Origin of the sequence: Streptomyces sp. AC555_RSS877, assembly GCF_019049245.1 — a bacterium.
GTDB lineage: Bacteria > Actinomycetota > Actinomycetes > Streptomycetales > Streptomycetaceae > Streptomyces.
Window position 1 is genome coordinate 1 of the sequence record NZ_JAGMUK010000080.1, and the last position, 15,293, is coordinate 15,293.

At 67.8% G+C, this 15,293-nt stretch carries 10 protein-coding genes and 6 pseudogenes; 4 read left to right on the forward strand and 12 right to left on the reverse strand.

Translation table 11 applies throughout. From position 1 onward, the window contains the following. Positions 1 to 298 precede the first annotated feature (298 nt). Positions 299 to 718: a hypothetical protein gene (locus KUM49_RS33260; protein ID WP_217240699.1), complete on the reverse strand. Its 420-nt coding sequence runs from the start codon at positions 716 to 718 to the stop codon at positions 299 to 301. 448 nt (positions 719 to 1,166) lie between these two features. Between KUM49_RS33260 and KUM49_RS33265 the strand changes: the two are divergent. Continuing rightward, positions 1,167 to 1,884 (forward strand): annotated as a pseudogene (locus KUM49_RS33265) (IS5 family transposase). A 26-nt stretch (positions 1,885 to 1,910) separates the two neighbouring features. Here KUM49_RS33265 and KUM49_RS33270 read toward each other — a convergent pair. The 6 genes and pseudogenes from KUM49_RS33270 to KUM49_RS49945 form a co-directional block, all read right to left on the reverse strand. Next, complete coding sequence (locus tag KUM49_RS33270; RefSeq protein ID WP_217240700.1) at positions 1,911 to 2,444, reverse strand: hypothetical protein; 534 nt, start codon at positions 2,442 to 2,444, stop codon at positions 1,911 to 1,913. Positions 2,445 to 3,183: 739 nt separating this feature from the next. Then, positions 3,184 to 3,933: pseudogene (locus KUM49_RS33275) on the reverse strand (IS6 family transposase). A 150-nt stretch (positions 3,934 to 4,083) separates the two neighbouring features. Next, on the reverse strand, positions 4,084 to 8,424 hold the full coding sequence (locus KUM49_RS33280) for a tetratricopeptide repeat protein (protein WP_217240701.1): 4,341 nt from the start codon (positions 8,422 to 8,424) through the stop codon (positions 4,084 to 4,086). 379 nt (positions 8,425 to 8,803) lie between these two features. Then, on the reverse strand, positions 8,804 to 9,436 hold the full coding sequence (locus KUM49_RS49935) for a transposase (protein WP_374200226.1): 633 nt from the start codon (positions 9,434 to 9,436) through the stop codon (positions 8,804 to 8,806). Beyond that, positions 9,342 to 9,759: pseudogene (locus tag KUM49_RS50840) on the reverse strand (transposase). The gene KUM49_RS49935 and the pseudogene KUM49_RS50840 overlap by 95 nt, the downstream one beginning before the upstream one ends. Then, positions 9,695 to 9,865: a hypothetical protein gene (locus KUM49_RS49945; protein ID WP_302185519.1), complete on the reverse strand. Its 171-nt coding sequence runs from the start codon at positions 9,863 to 9,865 to the stop codon at positions 9,695 to 9,697. Before KUM49_RS49945 ends, KUM49_RS50840 begins: the two are co-directional and overlap by 65 nt. Before the next feature lie 121 nt (positions 9,866 to 9,986). Between KUM49_RS49945 and KUM49_RS33290 the strand changes: the two are divergent. Further along, positions 9,987 to 10,214: pseudogene (locus KUM49_RS33290) on the forward strand (transposase); the annotation flags it as partial. A 76-nt stretch (positions 10,215 to 10,290) separates the two neighbouring features. Here the strand turns inward: KUM49_RS33290 and KUM49_RS33295 are convergent. From KUM49_RS33295 to KUM49_RS33310, 4 genes and pseudogenes are all read right to left on the reverse strand, one after another. Continuing rightward, a pseudogene (locus tag KUM49_RS33295) lies at positions 10,291 to 10,875 on the reverse strand (IS6 family transposase); the annotation flags it as partial. Then, complete coding sequence (locus tag KUM49_RS50845; protein WP_217240741.1) at positions 10,842 to 11,009, reverse strand: hypothetical protein; 168 nt, start codon at positions 11,007 to 11,009, stop codon at positions 10,842 to 10,844. The pseudogene KUM49_RS33295 and the gene KUM49_RS50845, both read right to left, overlap by 34 nt. Before the next feature lie 85 nt (positions 11,010 to 11,094). Next, positions 11,095 to 11,718, reverse strand: coding sequence for an NADPH-dependent F420 reductase (locus tag KUM49_RS33305; RefSeq protein WP_217240702.1), 624 nt, complete (start codon positions 11,716 to 11,718; stop codon positions 11,095 to 11,097). Positions 11,719 to 11,751: 33 nt separating this feature from the next. Beyond that, a complete protein-coding gene (locus tag KUM49_RS33310) occupies positions 11,752 to 12,486 on the reverse strand; it encodes an SDR family NAD(P)-dependent oxidoreductase (RefSeq protein ID WP_093459765.1) in 735 nt (244 codons plus the stop codon). A 144-nt stretch (positions 12,487 to 12,630) separates the two neighbouring features. On the opposite strand from KUM49_RS33310, the gene KUM49_RS33315 reads away from it, so the two are divergent. Both KUM49_RS33315 and KUM49_RS33320 read left to right on the forward strand, forming a co-directional pair. After that, positions 12,631 to 13,242 (forward strand): TetR/AcrR family transcriptional regulator, encoded by a 612-nt coding sequence (locus KUM49_RS33315; protein WP_217240703.1) that lies wholly within the window; start codon positions 12,631 to 12,633, stop codon positions 13,240 to 13,242. A 592-nt stretch (positions 13,243 to 13,834) separates the two neighbouring features. Then, on the forward strand, positions 13,835 to 14,695 hold the full coding sequence (locus tag KUM49_RS33320) for a DUF1963 domain-containing protein (protein WP_254402174.1): 861 nt from the start codon (positions 13,835 to 13,837) through the stop codon (positions 14,693 to 14,695). A gap of 33 nt (positions 14,696 to 14,728) precedes the next feature. Here the strand turns inward: KUM49_RS33320 and KUM49_RS33325 are convergent. Continuing rightward, a pseudogene (locus KUM49_RS33325) lies at positions 14,729 to 15,106 on the reverse strand (transposase); the annotation flags it as partial. Between the last annotated feature and the right edge of the window lie 187 nt (positions 15,107 to 15,293).

The following is a 15,293-nucleotide window of genomic DNA, read 5'->3' on the forward strand; positions in this document are numbered from 1 at the left end:
CCGAGAGCTACCTCGCCGGCCTCGAACTCCGCGCCTCGATGATCTGGCTCGAAGAACTGTTGCGAACAGCCGATTGATCACGACATCACACAGGGCCTGGACGGACGGTCTGCCTGCTCGCCGTGGCGGAGCGCAACGTCGAGCACATCGGCAATCACTCGGTGGATCACTCCGTCCATCGTCGCCACCAGCGCTTCAAGAGAGCGAGGTGACAGGCACGGCCCCCGGGCCGGTTGCGGCGGTCCGGGGCCCGTGTGCCACACAGGCAGGCTTGTCGGTGTCCTTGGTCCGCGTGGGGTCAGTGGCGTTTGTCGACGGCTCGGAAGCTGCCGACAAGTGCGAACGGCACCACGGCCCCGTCGAAGACCGTCGTGCCGGGAATTGCGCTGCTGGAGTTTCGGGGCCCGATAGTGGCGATGGGAGCGCCGGTGTCGCAGGTAATTCCGCTGAAGAATTCGACGGTCCTGTCGCTGTCGTTTCGGACGTTGAAGCTGGTGGCGGGACTGCTGATCACAGCGGTGCACACACCCGACTCGGCCGAATAGGTTCGCTCGTTGACGTGGATCCGACCGTCGTTGTCGTTTCGGTAGCTGTAGTTCGTCTGGCCGTCGCCTCCGAGGGGAGCAGCGGCATCTTGCACCGGCGGGGCGGACTTCGGGACGGAACTGGAAGCCGAGGCGTAGTTCACACTGGTCACAGCCAGGGCCGCGATGCCCAACGATGCTGCGATCGCGACAACGGTACGCCTACGCGTTCCACTTCTCTTTTTCTCCGGCATTCCGTTTCTCCGTCTCTCAGAGGTGTCAGCTGAGCGGCCAACCGTGAATGAACATACTGATGCCTATTTCCGTCGGCACCTCAGAAACGTTTCCAGGGGTGATGGAACAGGGCCGATCGAGTGCTCGTGGAGGGTCAATTTTTTGTATGATGATCCATCAAATAGATGTCAGCGAAGACCACTTGCGTAGGAAGCTGAGCGGCCCGGGACGGGGCTGACGTTCTTTCACACTGCTGTCGGCGTGTCGTGCATTGATAATGTTCGGCACAGCGGCTAGCCACTCGGCGAACTTCTGGATTTGTCCTGGTCAACGGCCCGGTGGCGGGAAGTGTGGGAGTGCCGCGATGCGCGCGCCGGAACACCGCCGCGGGCACGGCGCGAGGCGCGCATGAGCGCTATATCCGGAGTCCAGAAGGGGCTCATCTCCAGCGACCCGGACCCTCGCCGGCTACCTCGAAGTCGTCGACCAGTGGCCACCTCGGGCTGCACCTGGCGGCAGCTGCCGCCGGTGTTCGGGCTGGCCTGGCCCACCGTCTACCGGCGCTTTGCCCAGTGGAGCCGGGACCGGGTCTGGGCCAGGCTCCACCGCATCGTCCTGGACGAACTCGGCAGGCGGGGTGAGCTGGACTGGTCCCGGTGCGCGATCGACTCAGTCAGTGTCCGGGCTGCACAAAAGGGGGCCACTGACGGGACCGAATCCGACTGACCGTGGCAAGTTGGGATCGAAGATCCACCTCATCACGGACCGGAACGGCCTGCCGGTGTCGCTGGGTATCTCCGGCGCCAACATGCACGACAGCCTCGGCCTGAAGCCGCTCGTGCGCGGGATCCCGCCCATCCGCTCCTGCCGCGGACGCCCTGCCAAGCTCCACGCCGACAAGGGCTACGACTACGACCACCTGCGGAAATGGCTCCGCCAGAGGGGTATCCGCCACCGCATCGCCCGCAAGGGCATCGAGTCGTCCAAGCGGCTCGGCCGTCACCGCTGGGTGGTCGAGAGGACCGTGTCCTGGCTGGCCGGCTGCCGACGCCTGCACCGCCGCTACGAGCGGAAGTCGGAACACTTCCTCGCCTTCGTCGGCATAGCCGCAACCCTCATCGGCTAGCGAAGACTCACCAGCTGAGGTGCCGACTATCCGACGAGCCGTTCTGCCGCTTGGCGGTACTGCTTCGACTGAACTTCCGCCAGTTTCCACAGAGCAGGCAGGCCGTTCTTCCGGAGCCGGCCTTCCGCATCCTGCTGGCAGGCCAGCTCGAAGCGGACGAGGCTGTCGAAGGAGCCGATACGGATGGCGGACGGCCAAGCTGCCACCGCCTTCGACGCCAGGTCCAGCCCCTGCGCTGCCACGATGTCCTGCTGCTTTGGCTTCGTCAGCACCACTACGGCGAACACCACAGAGGTCCAGCCTCTGACGAAGTCATGCCCCGCGAACTCTGCCGGGTACCTGGCGTCCAGCGACCAGCTCTCGGCAAACGCAGAGCCGAGCAGGTCGTCGTCGAGTTCTCGGCCGTCAAGAAACGCCACGATGTTCGTCACTCCCGCCATGATCAGGCTGTAGCGGTCGAACAGGCCGGCTCGCTCCGCCAACACCTGCATAGCTCCGCCCAGCCGGATGGCCGCGGCGCAGCACACCGCCTCCCCAACGGCGTCAAACGTCTCGTCCACGATCCCCCAGTCCCTGGCCCAGCCCTGATGCAGGGCAACAACCAGGCACGATAACCGCAAGGGCACCAAAGGAAACGACGTCTCGGCTTGTTCTTCATCAACGACGGCCGAAGCCGTTGTTGCTGCGTGGCGATGCTCAGTGATGTACGTCCAGGTACGCGTCGTGCTCGGCGTAGTGGATGACTGCCTTGCATTTCTCCGAGGCGTCCGGCCCGGCTCCGCTCCGCCAGGACGACCACACTTCGAGGACGTCCTGAGCCAGTACAACTTCGAGTAGCTAAGGAAGGTTGGGCGGCGGCGCGTCGAATGTTGCGACGACCGCGTCTGAGGCGGCCGTCCAGGGCTTGGCCGCGTAGATCACCGGCAGGCTGTTCGTCGAGAGACTGCAGAGGTCCAGGGGAGTGGGCACGGTGAGAGACTATGTCGCCATCTCGAACGACGTCTCGAACTGATGCGCTCACCTGAGGATTCGCCGGACGTGGGGGCGGCCTTCGTCTGATCAGGTGCTCCGACCAAGGTGCATGTGACCACGACGAAGACCGTGAGGGTGAGTCTGCTGCCTGATGCTGTCCGGAGGGAAGCGTTCGCGGAGGCCTCCCGCTTCCGGGGAGAGTTCTACGAGTGTTTGACCGCTCGGCGCGATGAACTGTTCGAGCTGTCCGACGGGCACTGTCAACTTGTGGGACTGAAAGGGTAGTTGGGGCAGGCTGAGGTGATCGTGTCGCCGGTACTGCACGCTTCAGGCATCCGCGGGGGCGCAGCCGGTGACGATGCGCCAGGTGGTGAAGCGGTGGTGCATTTCGGTGCGGTAGTCGTGGGCGGTGAAACGGTGGCGGCGTGTCGGAAGTGGGGTGAGATGCCGCTGAACGCGGCGAGGAATCTCTGCGCTCCGCCGACGCTGCGGAAGCCTTTCATGGCCCGTTCGCGCTGCCGGGTCGGTTGGTGGGAGTTCTCGGCGCGGTTGTTCAGGTACTTCGACTGCCGGTGCTCGACGCAGGGCATGACCTCGCGGTGGGCGGCGCCGTAGGAGCGGAGCTTATCGGTGACGACCACCCGCGGCACGGACCCGGTCTCCATGAGGAGCCGGCGGAAGAATCGCCTGGCCGCGGCCTTGTCCCGCCGGTTCTGCACCAGAATGTCCAGGACGTTGCCGTCCTGGTCGACGGCCCGCCACAGGTACTGCAACCGCCCGTTGATCTTGATGCAGACCTCGTCCAGGTGCCACTTGTCACCGGGCCGGGGACGCCTGCGGCGCAGCGCGTTGGCGTAGGCCTGCCCGAACTTCAGACACCAGCGGCGGATGCTCTCGTAGGACACGATCACGCCGCGCTCCAGCATCAGCTCCTCGACCTCACGGAGGCTGAGCGGGAACCGGAAGTACAGCCACACAGTGCGAGATGACCCCCACCGGGTACCGGTGCCCCTTGTACGACGGAGACGCGGACGACACCGGGCGATCCCCTCCCGACACGATCAACCACAAGATCATCCCACCCCGCTCAGCCAACGTGACAATGCTCAGCGACGGGTTGGAGAGCGAGGTCGACCGGCTCGCCGACCGCACGCCCAGCTCGTCCGTCATAGTTGCCCGTCCGGATCGCCACAGCGAACTGGTACTTCTCAGAGTTACCCCGGCCCGTCAGCCCTCGTCAGGTGGAGGCTCTTCCTGGGGTTGCGTGACGTCCATAATCGCTGCCGCTGTGTCCTCCTCCAGCAGGTCGTCGAGGATGGTTCGGAAGGCGTCGTCGCCGAGGACAGCCCTTTGCCGGCTGAGCCAAGAGAGAGTGTTGCCGGGCGGATTTCCGATCTCCAGCTGAAGCCCCAACGTATGCAGCATGTAAGGCACGCCTTCTGCGGGGCGCTGTTGCACCGTACGGAGCACCCCCAACTGGCCGTAGCTGATGGCGATGCTGGACCGGTCGCCGAGGTCCTCCACGATGGTGAGGGAGGCGAGGTAGCGCTCCTCGGCCTGGGCGTAGTCACCCCGCAGCTGAGCGATGATGCCAAGTTGGTGGTAGCTGCTGGCGATACTGGCCCGGTCTCCGAGGTCCTCCAGGATGGTGAGGGCAGCGCGGTAGCGCTCCTCGGCCTGGGCGTAGTCACCCCGCAGCTGAGCGATGATGCCAAGTTCGTGGTAGCTGCTGGCGATGCCGGACCGGTCGCCGAGGTCCTCCAGGATGGTGAGGGCAGCGCGGTAGCGCTCCTCGGCCTGGGCGTAGTCACCCCGCTCCTGAGCGATCATGCCGAGCTGGTGGTAGCTGATGGCGATGCCGGACCGGTCGCCGAGGTCCTCCTTGATGGTGAGGGAGGCGAGGTAGCGCTCCTCGGCCTGGGCGTAGTCACCCCGCAGCTGAGCGATGATGCCGAGCTGGTGGTAGCTGATGGCGATGCCGGCGCGGTTGCCGAGCTCCACTTCCATGGTGAGGGAGGCGCGATAGAGCTCCTCGGCCTGGGCGTAGTCACCTCGCAGCTGAGCGATGGTGCCGAGCTGGTGGTAGCTGCTGGCGATACTGGCCCGGTCTCCGAGGTCCTCCAGGATGGTGAGGGCAGCGCGGTAGCGCTCCTCGGCCTGGGCATAGTCACCCCGCTTCTGGGCGATGATGCCGAGCTGGTGGATGTAGGCGGCGGCAGAGCGGGAGCGGGTGGGGAGCCAGGTGAGGGTTTCTTCGAGCAGGTGAATTTCCCAGTCCCAGGCTCCCAAGGTGTCCAGCTGAGAGCAGACCTGCCATGTGATGGTTTCGGCTTGGTCGAGGTCGCCGGCTTGGTGATGGTGGTGGCGTGCTTCGATGAGCTGGGTGATGTCGTCGGTGCGGGACTGGGGCTGGACGGTGACGCGCCATTGCCAGTAGGCGGCCGCCCGCCGGTGAGCGGCGTTGAGGGTGTCGGGGTGGGCGCGTCGGCGGAGGGCTGCGGCGGTCCAGTGATGCACCGTCAGCCCGCTGGGGAGGCTGCCCGGCTCATCTTGGGGCGCGGGCGCCGGGGACACCAGCCCGAGGTCCAGCAGCCGCTTCAGGGCGTTCCCGGCCTGGGCCTCTCGGCCGACGGGGCTCCGCTGCAGCTCTGCCCAGACTGCTTGATATTCGGCGACCGTCTCAGGTGGCAGGTCGTAGCCGTTCTCCGGTCCTGCTCCGGCGGCTTGGGCTTCCGCGATGAGTGCGTTCACCGCCTGGAGGCGCTGAAGGAGGGCGGGATCGGGCTCGGGGGATGTGGTGAGTTCTGACTGCTGCCAGGCGGCCCCGGTCCGGTCGACCGGGGTGCGGTAGACGGCCAGGCCGTCCAGCAGCAGCCGTGCCCCTGGTACGTGTTCGATCTGGGCGAGGAGAGTGTCGAGGAGGATGTCGTCGACGGCGAGGGTGACGGTTTCGGCCAGCGCCGTGTCCAGGTCGCCCTTGACGCCTGCGAGCCAGCGCTCGGGATCGGGGATGCCGCGCTCCTCGAGGGCGGTTTCCATGCGGTCGGCGATGTCGGGGAAGCGTGCCTGCCCGCCGCGCAGCAGGGCGTCGAGGTATTCCAGGGCGCGCGGGTGGCCTCCGACGTCGGTGTAGGCACGCTGCTGGTCGGCAGGGCTGAGGGCGTCCAGGCCGGGCAGCCGCCAGATCAGCTTGCGGGTCTCCGCAAACGACAGCGGCCCCAGATGATGAGCGGCCAGCCGTCGGTGGGCGCGGCCGGGGAGGCTGAAGGGGTAGCGGCTGGTGACCAGCAGCCGGGTGTCTGGGCTGGCCGCCGTCCATGCTTCCAGCAGATCCGCCAGTTCCGGATCGGCCGGCCGCCGACCGTCACCGGACGGCGTGCGAGTGAGGAGGTCTTCGGCGTTGTCCACGATCAGCATCGCTGGGAGCCGGGGCAGCACGTTCTGCCTCACCAGCTCCCAGCTCTCCCGCCACGGCGCACGGGCATCTGTCAGTGCCACGGTTGCCTGCCGCAGCGGGTCGCTGTCCGGCAGGCCTTCGGCTGAGCAGTAGGCGTTCAGGCGCAGTCGGAGTGTCTGCAGCACGGCATCGGCAGTGAGGGCCGTCGTGGCCGAGACAGGCACGATCAGCCGGTTGTGGGTGCCGTAGTGGTGCAGGAGTTCGGCGGCCAGGGTGGACTTGCCGACCCCGCCCATCCCGTGCACCAGAACCCCGGCCTTACGGTTGTCCCGCAGCACGGCCAGCAGGTGGCGCAGTTCGGTGCGGCGGCCGACGAACTCACCAACCTTACGCACCACCATGCCCCTGTTCAGCACCATTTCCGGCACGACCTGTACCTGACCGACGCTGAGGGTGCGGTCGAACAACGGCAGCGGCGGACCAGCCAGGAACAGGGCCGGGGTCGGCCACTCCGGCCACACGGCGAACGGATCGTTCTCCGGCAGCTTCCGACGCCGTGCTTCCAGGGTGCGTCGGGCGTTGGACAGCGCGGTCAGGGGATCGGGGTGCTCCACACGCGCCAGCGTCTTGTATGTCTCCGCGGCCAGTTCGGTGGCGTAGCGGTCGGTGACGGCTTCCGTCATCGCCAGCACCGCCGGCACGCCGCGCGCCAGCAGTTCACGCGCCAGACCGGCTCGAGCGCGCCCCTGCGCCCGCGCATCTTCTGCATCTGGGGTTTCGACGTCGCTGTCCGAAGGCTCTGCCTTCTCCGGGGGCTGCTCTTGCGACGGCTGCACGGCGGGTGGGGGAGTGGGGGTGCGGGCTGTGGAACAGCCAGCCAGTACCACCAGCGGCACGGTCCGGCCGGTGGGCAGACCTTCCGACAGGAACCGCTCCGCATCGACCTCGTCGGCCCGACCCCGCTCGTCCTCCAGCAGCAGTACCCCGGGCCCGGCGTGGCAGGACAGGTGCAGGATATGGAACCGCTCCTGCTCCAGGGCGGCACGGATCTCGGTCAGACTGCCCCAGTTCAGCACCCGCACATACGCGCCATGCCCGGCCCGCGCCGGATCGACCGCGTCCAGGATCCGGCCCAGCTCCCGCTCGTAATCCAGCAGCTCGCCCCCGCCGGCCTCGGGACTCGCCACCACCGCCAGGATCCGCAGCGGACCCGGAATCTGCACCGCGACCGGAGCTTCCTCCCGCCCGATGGTGCGGTACAAGTCGACCTGGTTAGACAGCGCCAACGGTCCGGTCCCCGGCACGGTCAGGGTCTCCCACGGCAGGTCCACCCACCGCGGGTCGTCCACTGCCAGCCCGATCCGTAACGACTCATGACGCGCCCGGGCCGACTGCTCCTCGCGGGCCAGGGCTGCCGCCACCTCACCGCAGGCGAACCGCTCACCCAGCGCCTCACCCACCGCCGACAGCGCCGCCGCAGGCCCTCCCGAAGCCGTTATCTCCTCCGCCGTCAGCAGATGCCGCGTGACCTGACCGTGGGAGGCCCGGTCACGAGACCGTTGCAGCAGCCACAACTGCTCCTCGAGTTTGTGATCCACGCCGCGCGGCTGGCACGACACCTCGCCTCTCGCGGTGGAGAACGTCACCTTCGAGGCGCCGATCCGTAACTCCGCCTGCGTAGGCCCGTCCGGCCGGTAAGCCACAGTGTCGGGCACTGCAAGCGGCCCGCCTCGCTCCGGACGCCGCGCCGACGGTCGGCCGCGTACGGCCTGCTCCAACTGCCGTACCAGGCTCTCGTACTGGGCCGGAGAAGCGGCATGCCGGAAGTCGACGTAAAAGCGGGAAGCGATGAAGGGCGGCAGCTCCACCTCGCCCACCACAACCGGGATCAGCGGCTTGCCGTGCTCTACCGCAGCGGTCACGGCGGCCGCGAATTCCTCGCCGCACCACCCGGACTCCACCCAGCGCCGGCTGACAACAGCCACCACGGCGCCGGCCTTCGTCAGCCCGTCCTGCAACCGTGTCGCCACTCGCTGGCCTGCGACCATCTCCCACTGGTCCAGCCACACATCCAGGCCCAGCCGGTGCAGGTTGTCTGCCAGCTCGGATACCCACGGCGCATCGGTATGCGCGTACGAGATGAACGCATCGAACCGCTCGACTTCAGCCACACCACACCCCCGAACCAGGCCCCCGCGCGATGTGAGTGCCCCCGGCCACTGCTGTCCAAGCTGGCCACACACTAGAGCAGCACAGACGCCCTGTACGCCTGCAATGACGTAATTGCCCCGCCCCGGAGATCCATCGCCCCCTGTGCTGCGTCCCGGAGACAGCAGTTCGTCCACGTCTGCGACGTGGACGCCTGACAGTGCGGTCAAGCCGACGGAAACGACAGCGCACCCCTACCTGCTCCGTAAAGGCGCGCGACAGTTCGCGGTGTGGCACCGTTGGGTCGGCTCTGGCCCGTCACATTCCCTCGAGGTGACGGGCCAGGCCCTTCGTGCCCGACGCCCGCCCGGCGGGGTCCCGCCGCAGGATCGGCGTACGGGCCTAGTAGGGCTTGGTCAGGTTCGTATGGGTGTGGGTATGTCGCGGTGGCAGGTGGGGCAGGCGCCTGCCCAGGTGGCGAGGAGTGTCTGCAGTTCCCGGACGACCTGGTAGAGGCTCAGACCTGCGCCGCGTCTTTTGGGTCTCGTGCACCGGTCCGCTCTCGTCGGCGGGCCATTCGGCCAGCAGCCAGCGCTCAGGCAGCTCGAGAGTGTCGCTGGTCTTGCGGAGGCCGCGTCCGGCCGGGCGGATCCGCAGGGCGACGAACCGCGAGTACATGCGTTTGAAGCCACTTTGGCTCCTGCCCGGCCGGGAGCCTTCCCTCCAGGACACCGGCCGTGCGGCCGTCCGGCCGGCTTCGATGACCAGGTCCTTAATGGTCTGCGCAGGCTCGGGGTACTGCAATTTGGGTGGCCGGCCGGTGCCCGCATAGGCGGGCTGGACGGGCCGGGCGCCGGCGGGCTGGGCGGTATGGCGAGAGGAAATCCCCACTACATAGGGCAGCTTGCGTTCTTCCAGGCCCAGGCGGAAGGCAGCGGCATCACCGTATCCGGCGTCCGCGACCACCAGGGGAACTTCGACGCCCCATGACCGGGCCTCGTCGATCATGTCCAGGGCCAGCTGCCACTTCTCCACGTGACCGGCCTGGGGGGATCCCGCAGCGGCCGCGGCTGGCGATCTTGTCCGCATCGGCCTCCGGCGAGTCGGGATCCCAGGATGCGGGCAGGAACAGCCGCCAGTTGACGGCCGCGGAGGCACGGTCATTGGCCAGGTGCAGGGAGACGCCCACCTGGCATTTAGTGACCTTGCCCGCGGTGCAGCCGGGCCCGCACATGCGCGGGATCCCACGGGCTGGAGGTGATGAAGTGGGCCAGTGCCTGCCGGTTGCCGTCCTCACTCAGCCGAGCGGCCATCGGTTCCACCGACTTGCGCCGCCCGCAGCAGCAGCCCGCGCACATACGCCTGCCCCCACCGCCGCTGATCCGCACGGAAGAACCCGTCGAACAACTCCGCCGCGAACGCCTCCAGATCCTCCCGGACCGAGGCGATCTCCTCAGGTGTCACACCAGGTCCAACGACACTCACCGAGCAGTAGACACGCATTCACAACGAAGATGACCAAGCCCTACTAGGTCGTGTCCGATGGGTCGCGTGACGCTCTCGCTGGGCACTCGTTCCGTGGGACATGGGGCGGGGAGATCTTTCGGATGAAGAGTGGGCTCGACTGGAGCCGCACATGCCGACGAATCACGGGCGGGGTGGACGCTGGCAATCCCACCGCCGTGTGATCAACGGGATTCTGTTCCGGCAGCGGACCGGACTCCCCTGGCGGGACCTGCCTCCCTGCTTCGGCAGCTGGAAGACGGTTCACGATCGTCATCGCAGGTGGTCGGCGGACGGCATGTGGGAGAGGGGCGTTGTCACGTTGTTGGGTGTGTGGGTGCCTGATGGTGTACCGGGGTGTGGTGGGGCGGAGTGTCGAACTTGGGTCAGGCTGTTGCGGGCTGGCCAGCGGTGCCGGTGATGTGGTCCCAGATGGCGAAGCGGATGGTCATTTCGGCTCGGTAGTCGGGGTCGGTCATCAGATGGCGGCAGGGCCGGAAGTGCGGTGAGATACCGCTGAACGCGGACAGAAACCGCTGCGCCCCTCCAGCGGAGCGGAAGCCCTTCATCGCACGTTCACGCTGCCTCGTCGGCTGGTGGCTGTTCTCCGCCCGGTTGTTGAGCCCTTTGTGCGAGCGGTGCTCGACCGAGGGCATGACCTCGCGGTGAGCGGCGCCGTAGGAGCGGAGCTTGTCCGTGACGACCACCCGCGGCACCGTACGGGTCCTTTTCACCAGACGACGGAAGAATCGCCTGGCCGCGGTCTTGTCCCGCCGGTTCTGCACCAGGATGTCCAGCACCATGCCGTCCTGGTCGACAGCCCTCCAGAGGTACTTCTGCTCGCCGTTGATCTTGATGAAGACCTCGTCCAGGTGCCACTTGTCACCAGGCCGGGGCCGGCGACGGCGCAGCGAATTGGCGTACCGCTGCCCGAACTTCACGCACCAGCGGCGGATGGTCTCGTAGGAGACGTCTCGGGGTGCGCGGCGGGGATCGCGTCGACCGACGCCGTGGTGGAGAGCGCGACGTCGACGGCCGCGGCGCGGCTGGTGCCGAAGCGGACCTCGATCGACTGCGGTGAGCGGATCCAACCGAGCCGCACCATCCGGTCGAACTCAACCCTGCGCACACCGAGTCGCGCGGCGGCCTGCTCCGGTCCCAGCGGGGCGTCGGCGGCGGCGTTCGTTTGCTCAGACGGGGAGTTCGGTGATGCTGAGGGCGAAGTTCAAGTTCCCCACCCCGTGGTTGGCGAGGCCCATCGTGACCACGCCTGCTCCTTCCAGCCAGTGCGCCATTTTCAGGCCGCCGACGTCCAGCGGGCGCAGCCCGAGGCTCTCGATGAACGCCTCCACACTTGCCTTGGCCTGCGCATTGTCGCCGGCGATGAAGACGTCGGGCCGGCCCTTCTCCAGGACATGGCGGAAGATGGTGTTGAACGCCTTCACCACGCTGGCGCTTGCCGGTACCGCTTTGGCGACTTCCTGCGCGATCGAGGTCTCCTCGCGGTGGGCCAGCCCGTCGAACGCGGAGTTGAAGGGGTTGCTGATGTCGACGATGACCTTGTTCGCGAGTGCGTCTCCGTACTGGGCGACGGCCGGCACGACACCGTTGGACAACAGGGCCACGATGACGATGTCCCCGGCCGGGGCGGTGCCCCATTCTCCGGTCGTGGCGCCGTCGCCGAGAGCCTTGGCCAGGTCGGCGGCCTTGGACTGATCGCGGCCCATGACCTCGACGGTGTTGCCGCCCGCTATTGCCCGCGCGCCGATGGTGCGGGCCATGTTCCCGGTGCCGATGATGCTGATGTTGCTCATGAGATGTCCTGCCCTGGTTGTGGGTTGTCCGGTTCAGATGGCGGTGGTGCCGCCATCGGCGACCAGTTCCATGCCGTTGACGTAGCTGGAGTCGTCGGAGGCGAGGAAGAGGGCGGCGGTGGCGATTTCATCGGGGCGGCCCATCTGGCCGCGGGGGATGAGGGACTCGAACTGGCGCTTGGTGGCCTCGTCGAAGAGTTCTGCCTGCTTGGCGGTTGCGACCTGGCCGGGGGTGAGGACGTTGACGCGGATGCGGCGGTCCTTGAGCTCGTTGAGCCAGATGCGGGCCCAGGCCTGCTGGACGGCCTTGCTGCCGGCGTAGACGCTCCAGCCGGGGAAGGCGCCGAGGGAGGCGTTGGAGCCGGTCATGAGGATGGAGCCGCCGTCGTTGAAGAGCGGGAGGGCCTTCTGGACGGTGAACAGGGTGCCGCGGGCGTTGAGCCCGAACCAGGTGTCGAACTGGGCCTCGGTGATCTCGCCGAGCGGGGCGGGCTCGCCGCCGCCGGCGCTGGCCCACAGCACGTCGAGGCTGCCCTTCTCCCGCTTGACGGTGTCGTACAGACGGTCCAGGTCGTCCAGGTCGGCGGCGTCGCCCTGGACGCCGGTGACGTTGCGGCCGATCTGCTTCACGGCCTCGTCCAGGGCGTCCTGGCGGCGGCCGGTGATGAAGACGTGCGCTCCCTCATCAACGAACAGCTTCGCGCCGGCCAGCGCCATGCCGGTGGTGCCGCCGGTGATGACCGCTACCTTGCCGTCGAGCTTTCCCATAGTCATTCCCTTGGGTCGGTGGTGCCGTGCGCACCTGGAACGACGGTGTTATGTACACCGTCCTGTGTACGTACCGTACGGGGCGGGCGGCCGGGACGCAAACTATGTACACCGGTCGTTACCCGGCTGGGGTACCATGGGCCCATGACGGAGTTGGAGAAGGGCCCCACGGGCCGCCGCCGCGGCCGGGGCGCTCGCGAGCGCATCATCGGCGCGGCCCAGCAGCTGTTCCGCGAGCAGGGCATCAACCGCACCGGAATGGACCAGCTCTGCGCGGCGGCCGAGGTGTCCAAGCGCACGGCCTACCAGCACTTCACCGGCAAGGACGAACTCGTCGCCGAGTACCTGCGCCGGTTCGACCCCTCCGTCCTGTCCGGCGTGTTCGACCGCACCGACCTCACGCCCCGCGAACGGCTCCTCGCCGCCTTCGACATCCCCCCCACCACCCCCCTATGCCCCTACATCGCCGCCGCCGTCGAACTCCACGACCCCCAGCACCCCGCATCCCAGTACGCACGCGACTACAAGAAAGCCGTCGCCGCGCGGCTCGCCGACACCGCCCGCGAAGCCGGCGCCGCCGACCCTGAACAACTCGGCGAGCAGCTCGCGCTGCTCCTCGACGGCGCCGCGGCCCGCACCCGGGTCCTCAACGCCGACGCCTTCCCCACCGCCGCCGCCATCGCCGCCGTCCTCATCGACAACGCCATCCCCGCCACAGCCGGCGATGACCGGCGACGGGAGGAAGTGCCAAGCTGACTTGGCACTCCGCGACCGGGCTGGACGCACTGCCGCTCGCGCGGCTGCACCCGCCGGTACGCGACACCAGCCGCCCAGTACCCGGCCCTGACCTGCCGGTCTTTACGGAACCGGCCGCCCGCCTGCTGAAGGCCGCAGCAAAAGCCGCCGGGGAGACCGGCGACCCCCGAGGACCCACCGACGTGCTCGGCTTGGCAACTGCTGGCCCCACACGCTGCCGTAGCGCTGAACACCCTCAGCGCTCTGCCGGACACCTCAACGGCATGGAAGCCCTGTCCGTTGCGGACCTCGCTCTCACCCAGCCACCGTCACCCGATCCCTACGTTGTTCTGCGGGAGGCGGTGAGCCCTTCGTATGGTTCACCCACCCAGGGGTGCCGGGTGTGGCTGTCACCCGATAGCCGATGATGTGGCTTCCACTGATTGGCCGCCCGGTACCCCACGACGACTCGGGGGAGGCAACCAGCACCACACCGCACGAGGCACCTCCCGTCGCCGTGCCGGTTTCACCGGACAAGGGGCCGGACAGCTCCTCCGTGGCCCGCCGACGGCTTCGACGCCGCTGTGTCAGCCCCTGCCTCTACGGTGTGCCCATGACTCCTGAGATGTGGAACCGATTAGGTCCCTTCCGTGACGAGGCGATCGCGCGGGGCATACCAGCCGAGGACGTGGAGCGGTGGTTGGCCACCGCCCGTCCCTGCGCGACGCTGACGCAGGACGGGGACGGGCCGGTGGTGGGCCAATTCGGCGGTCCGATCCTGCTTCCGGCCGATACCCCGGACCCCGCCCAGCCCTTCGTCGCCTCCATCGACCTGGCGGCCCTGCCCGCCGACGCGACGGACCTGCCCCTGCCCCCCGACGGCCACCTGCTGCTCTTCGCCTTCCCCGAGACCGCCGACGATGACGAAACCATGGGCAGTGTGGTGTACCTCCCCGTCGGCGCTGCCGTGACGGAACGGGACAGGCACGCTTGGAACCTCTCCGAATTCGAGGACGACGAGGCGATGTTCAAGGCGTTCCCGCAGGGTCCGCTGCGGGCGACGACCACTGTGTCGCTGCCCTGCCACAAGGCGGTCGAACTCCCCCAGAAACCGTGGAGCGGGCCACTTCCCGGGCATCCCCGCTCCCAGGAACTCGTCGAGGTCTGGGAGAGCACCCATGACGACATCACCTCCGAGGGGCCGCTGCAGATCGGGGGATACGCCGATGAGGAGGCCGTCTACACCGACCCGGTCGCCGCTGCCATGTCCACGGTCGTGAGAGCGGCGGAAGCGGGCCAGTGGGACGGACCGGTTTCGGCTGACGTCTCGGACTGGGTGCTTCTGGCCGACTGGCATGCCGGCATGGACGTGCGGGGCCGGGAGGGCTCCACCGTCCACTGGGTGATCCAGCGCGAAGACCTGGCCGCGCGGCGCTTCGACCGTGCGTTCACCTCGGTTTACTGGAACCCCTGACCTGAGCCTGGGTAATTTCTTCGGGGCAGTCGGACGTAGGCTGCGGCCGTAGACGTGACAGAACAGACGATCCGCGCTGGTCGGCGCGTCCGGGCGGAGCCAGTTACTCACGTCGACCGCGAGGACCAAGCGGCCGTCGGCGGCCTGCGGCATGGGCACGCCGGCCAGCACCTGGCGCAGCCGGGGCGCGTCCACGTTTCCGCTCTTGAGCGCGTCGTACATCGCGTCGTGTCCGCGCCGGTGCTCAGCCACCAGCGTCAGGTCGACCGGCGCCGTCACCGGTCCGTCCGCGCACAGCAACGCGTCGGCGAGGTCGAACAGCTCGTCCCCGCGCGCGGTCAGGCAGTCGAATAAGTCCTCCCCGACTGAGTCAAGCTGAGAACGTGTTCGGCGACGGCGGACAGTGACGATGCCTGAGATCCCGTTGGAAGGCTCTGGATCTTTCTGACGTATTCCGGTCGACGAGTGGGGAGGCGCTTCGTATGCAACCTCCCCCCGACAAGCAAGATCAGCGTGCTCGTGAGGGACCGTCGGAACCGCCTGGCGACGGCCCGCTCACCACGGACTCCGATGGACGGGCTGCCGAGGAACTCGCACG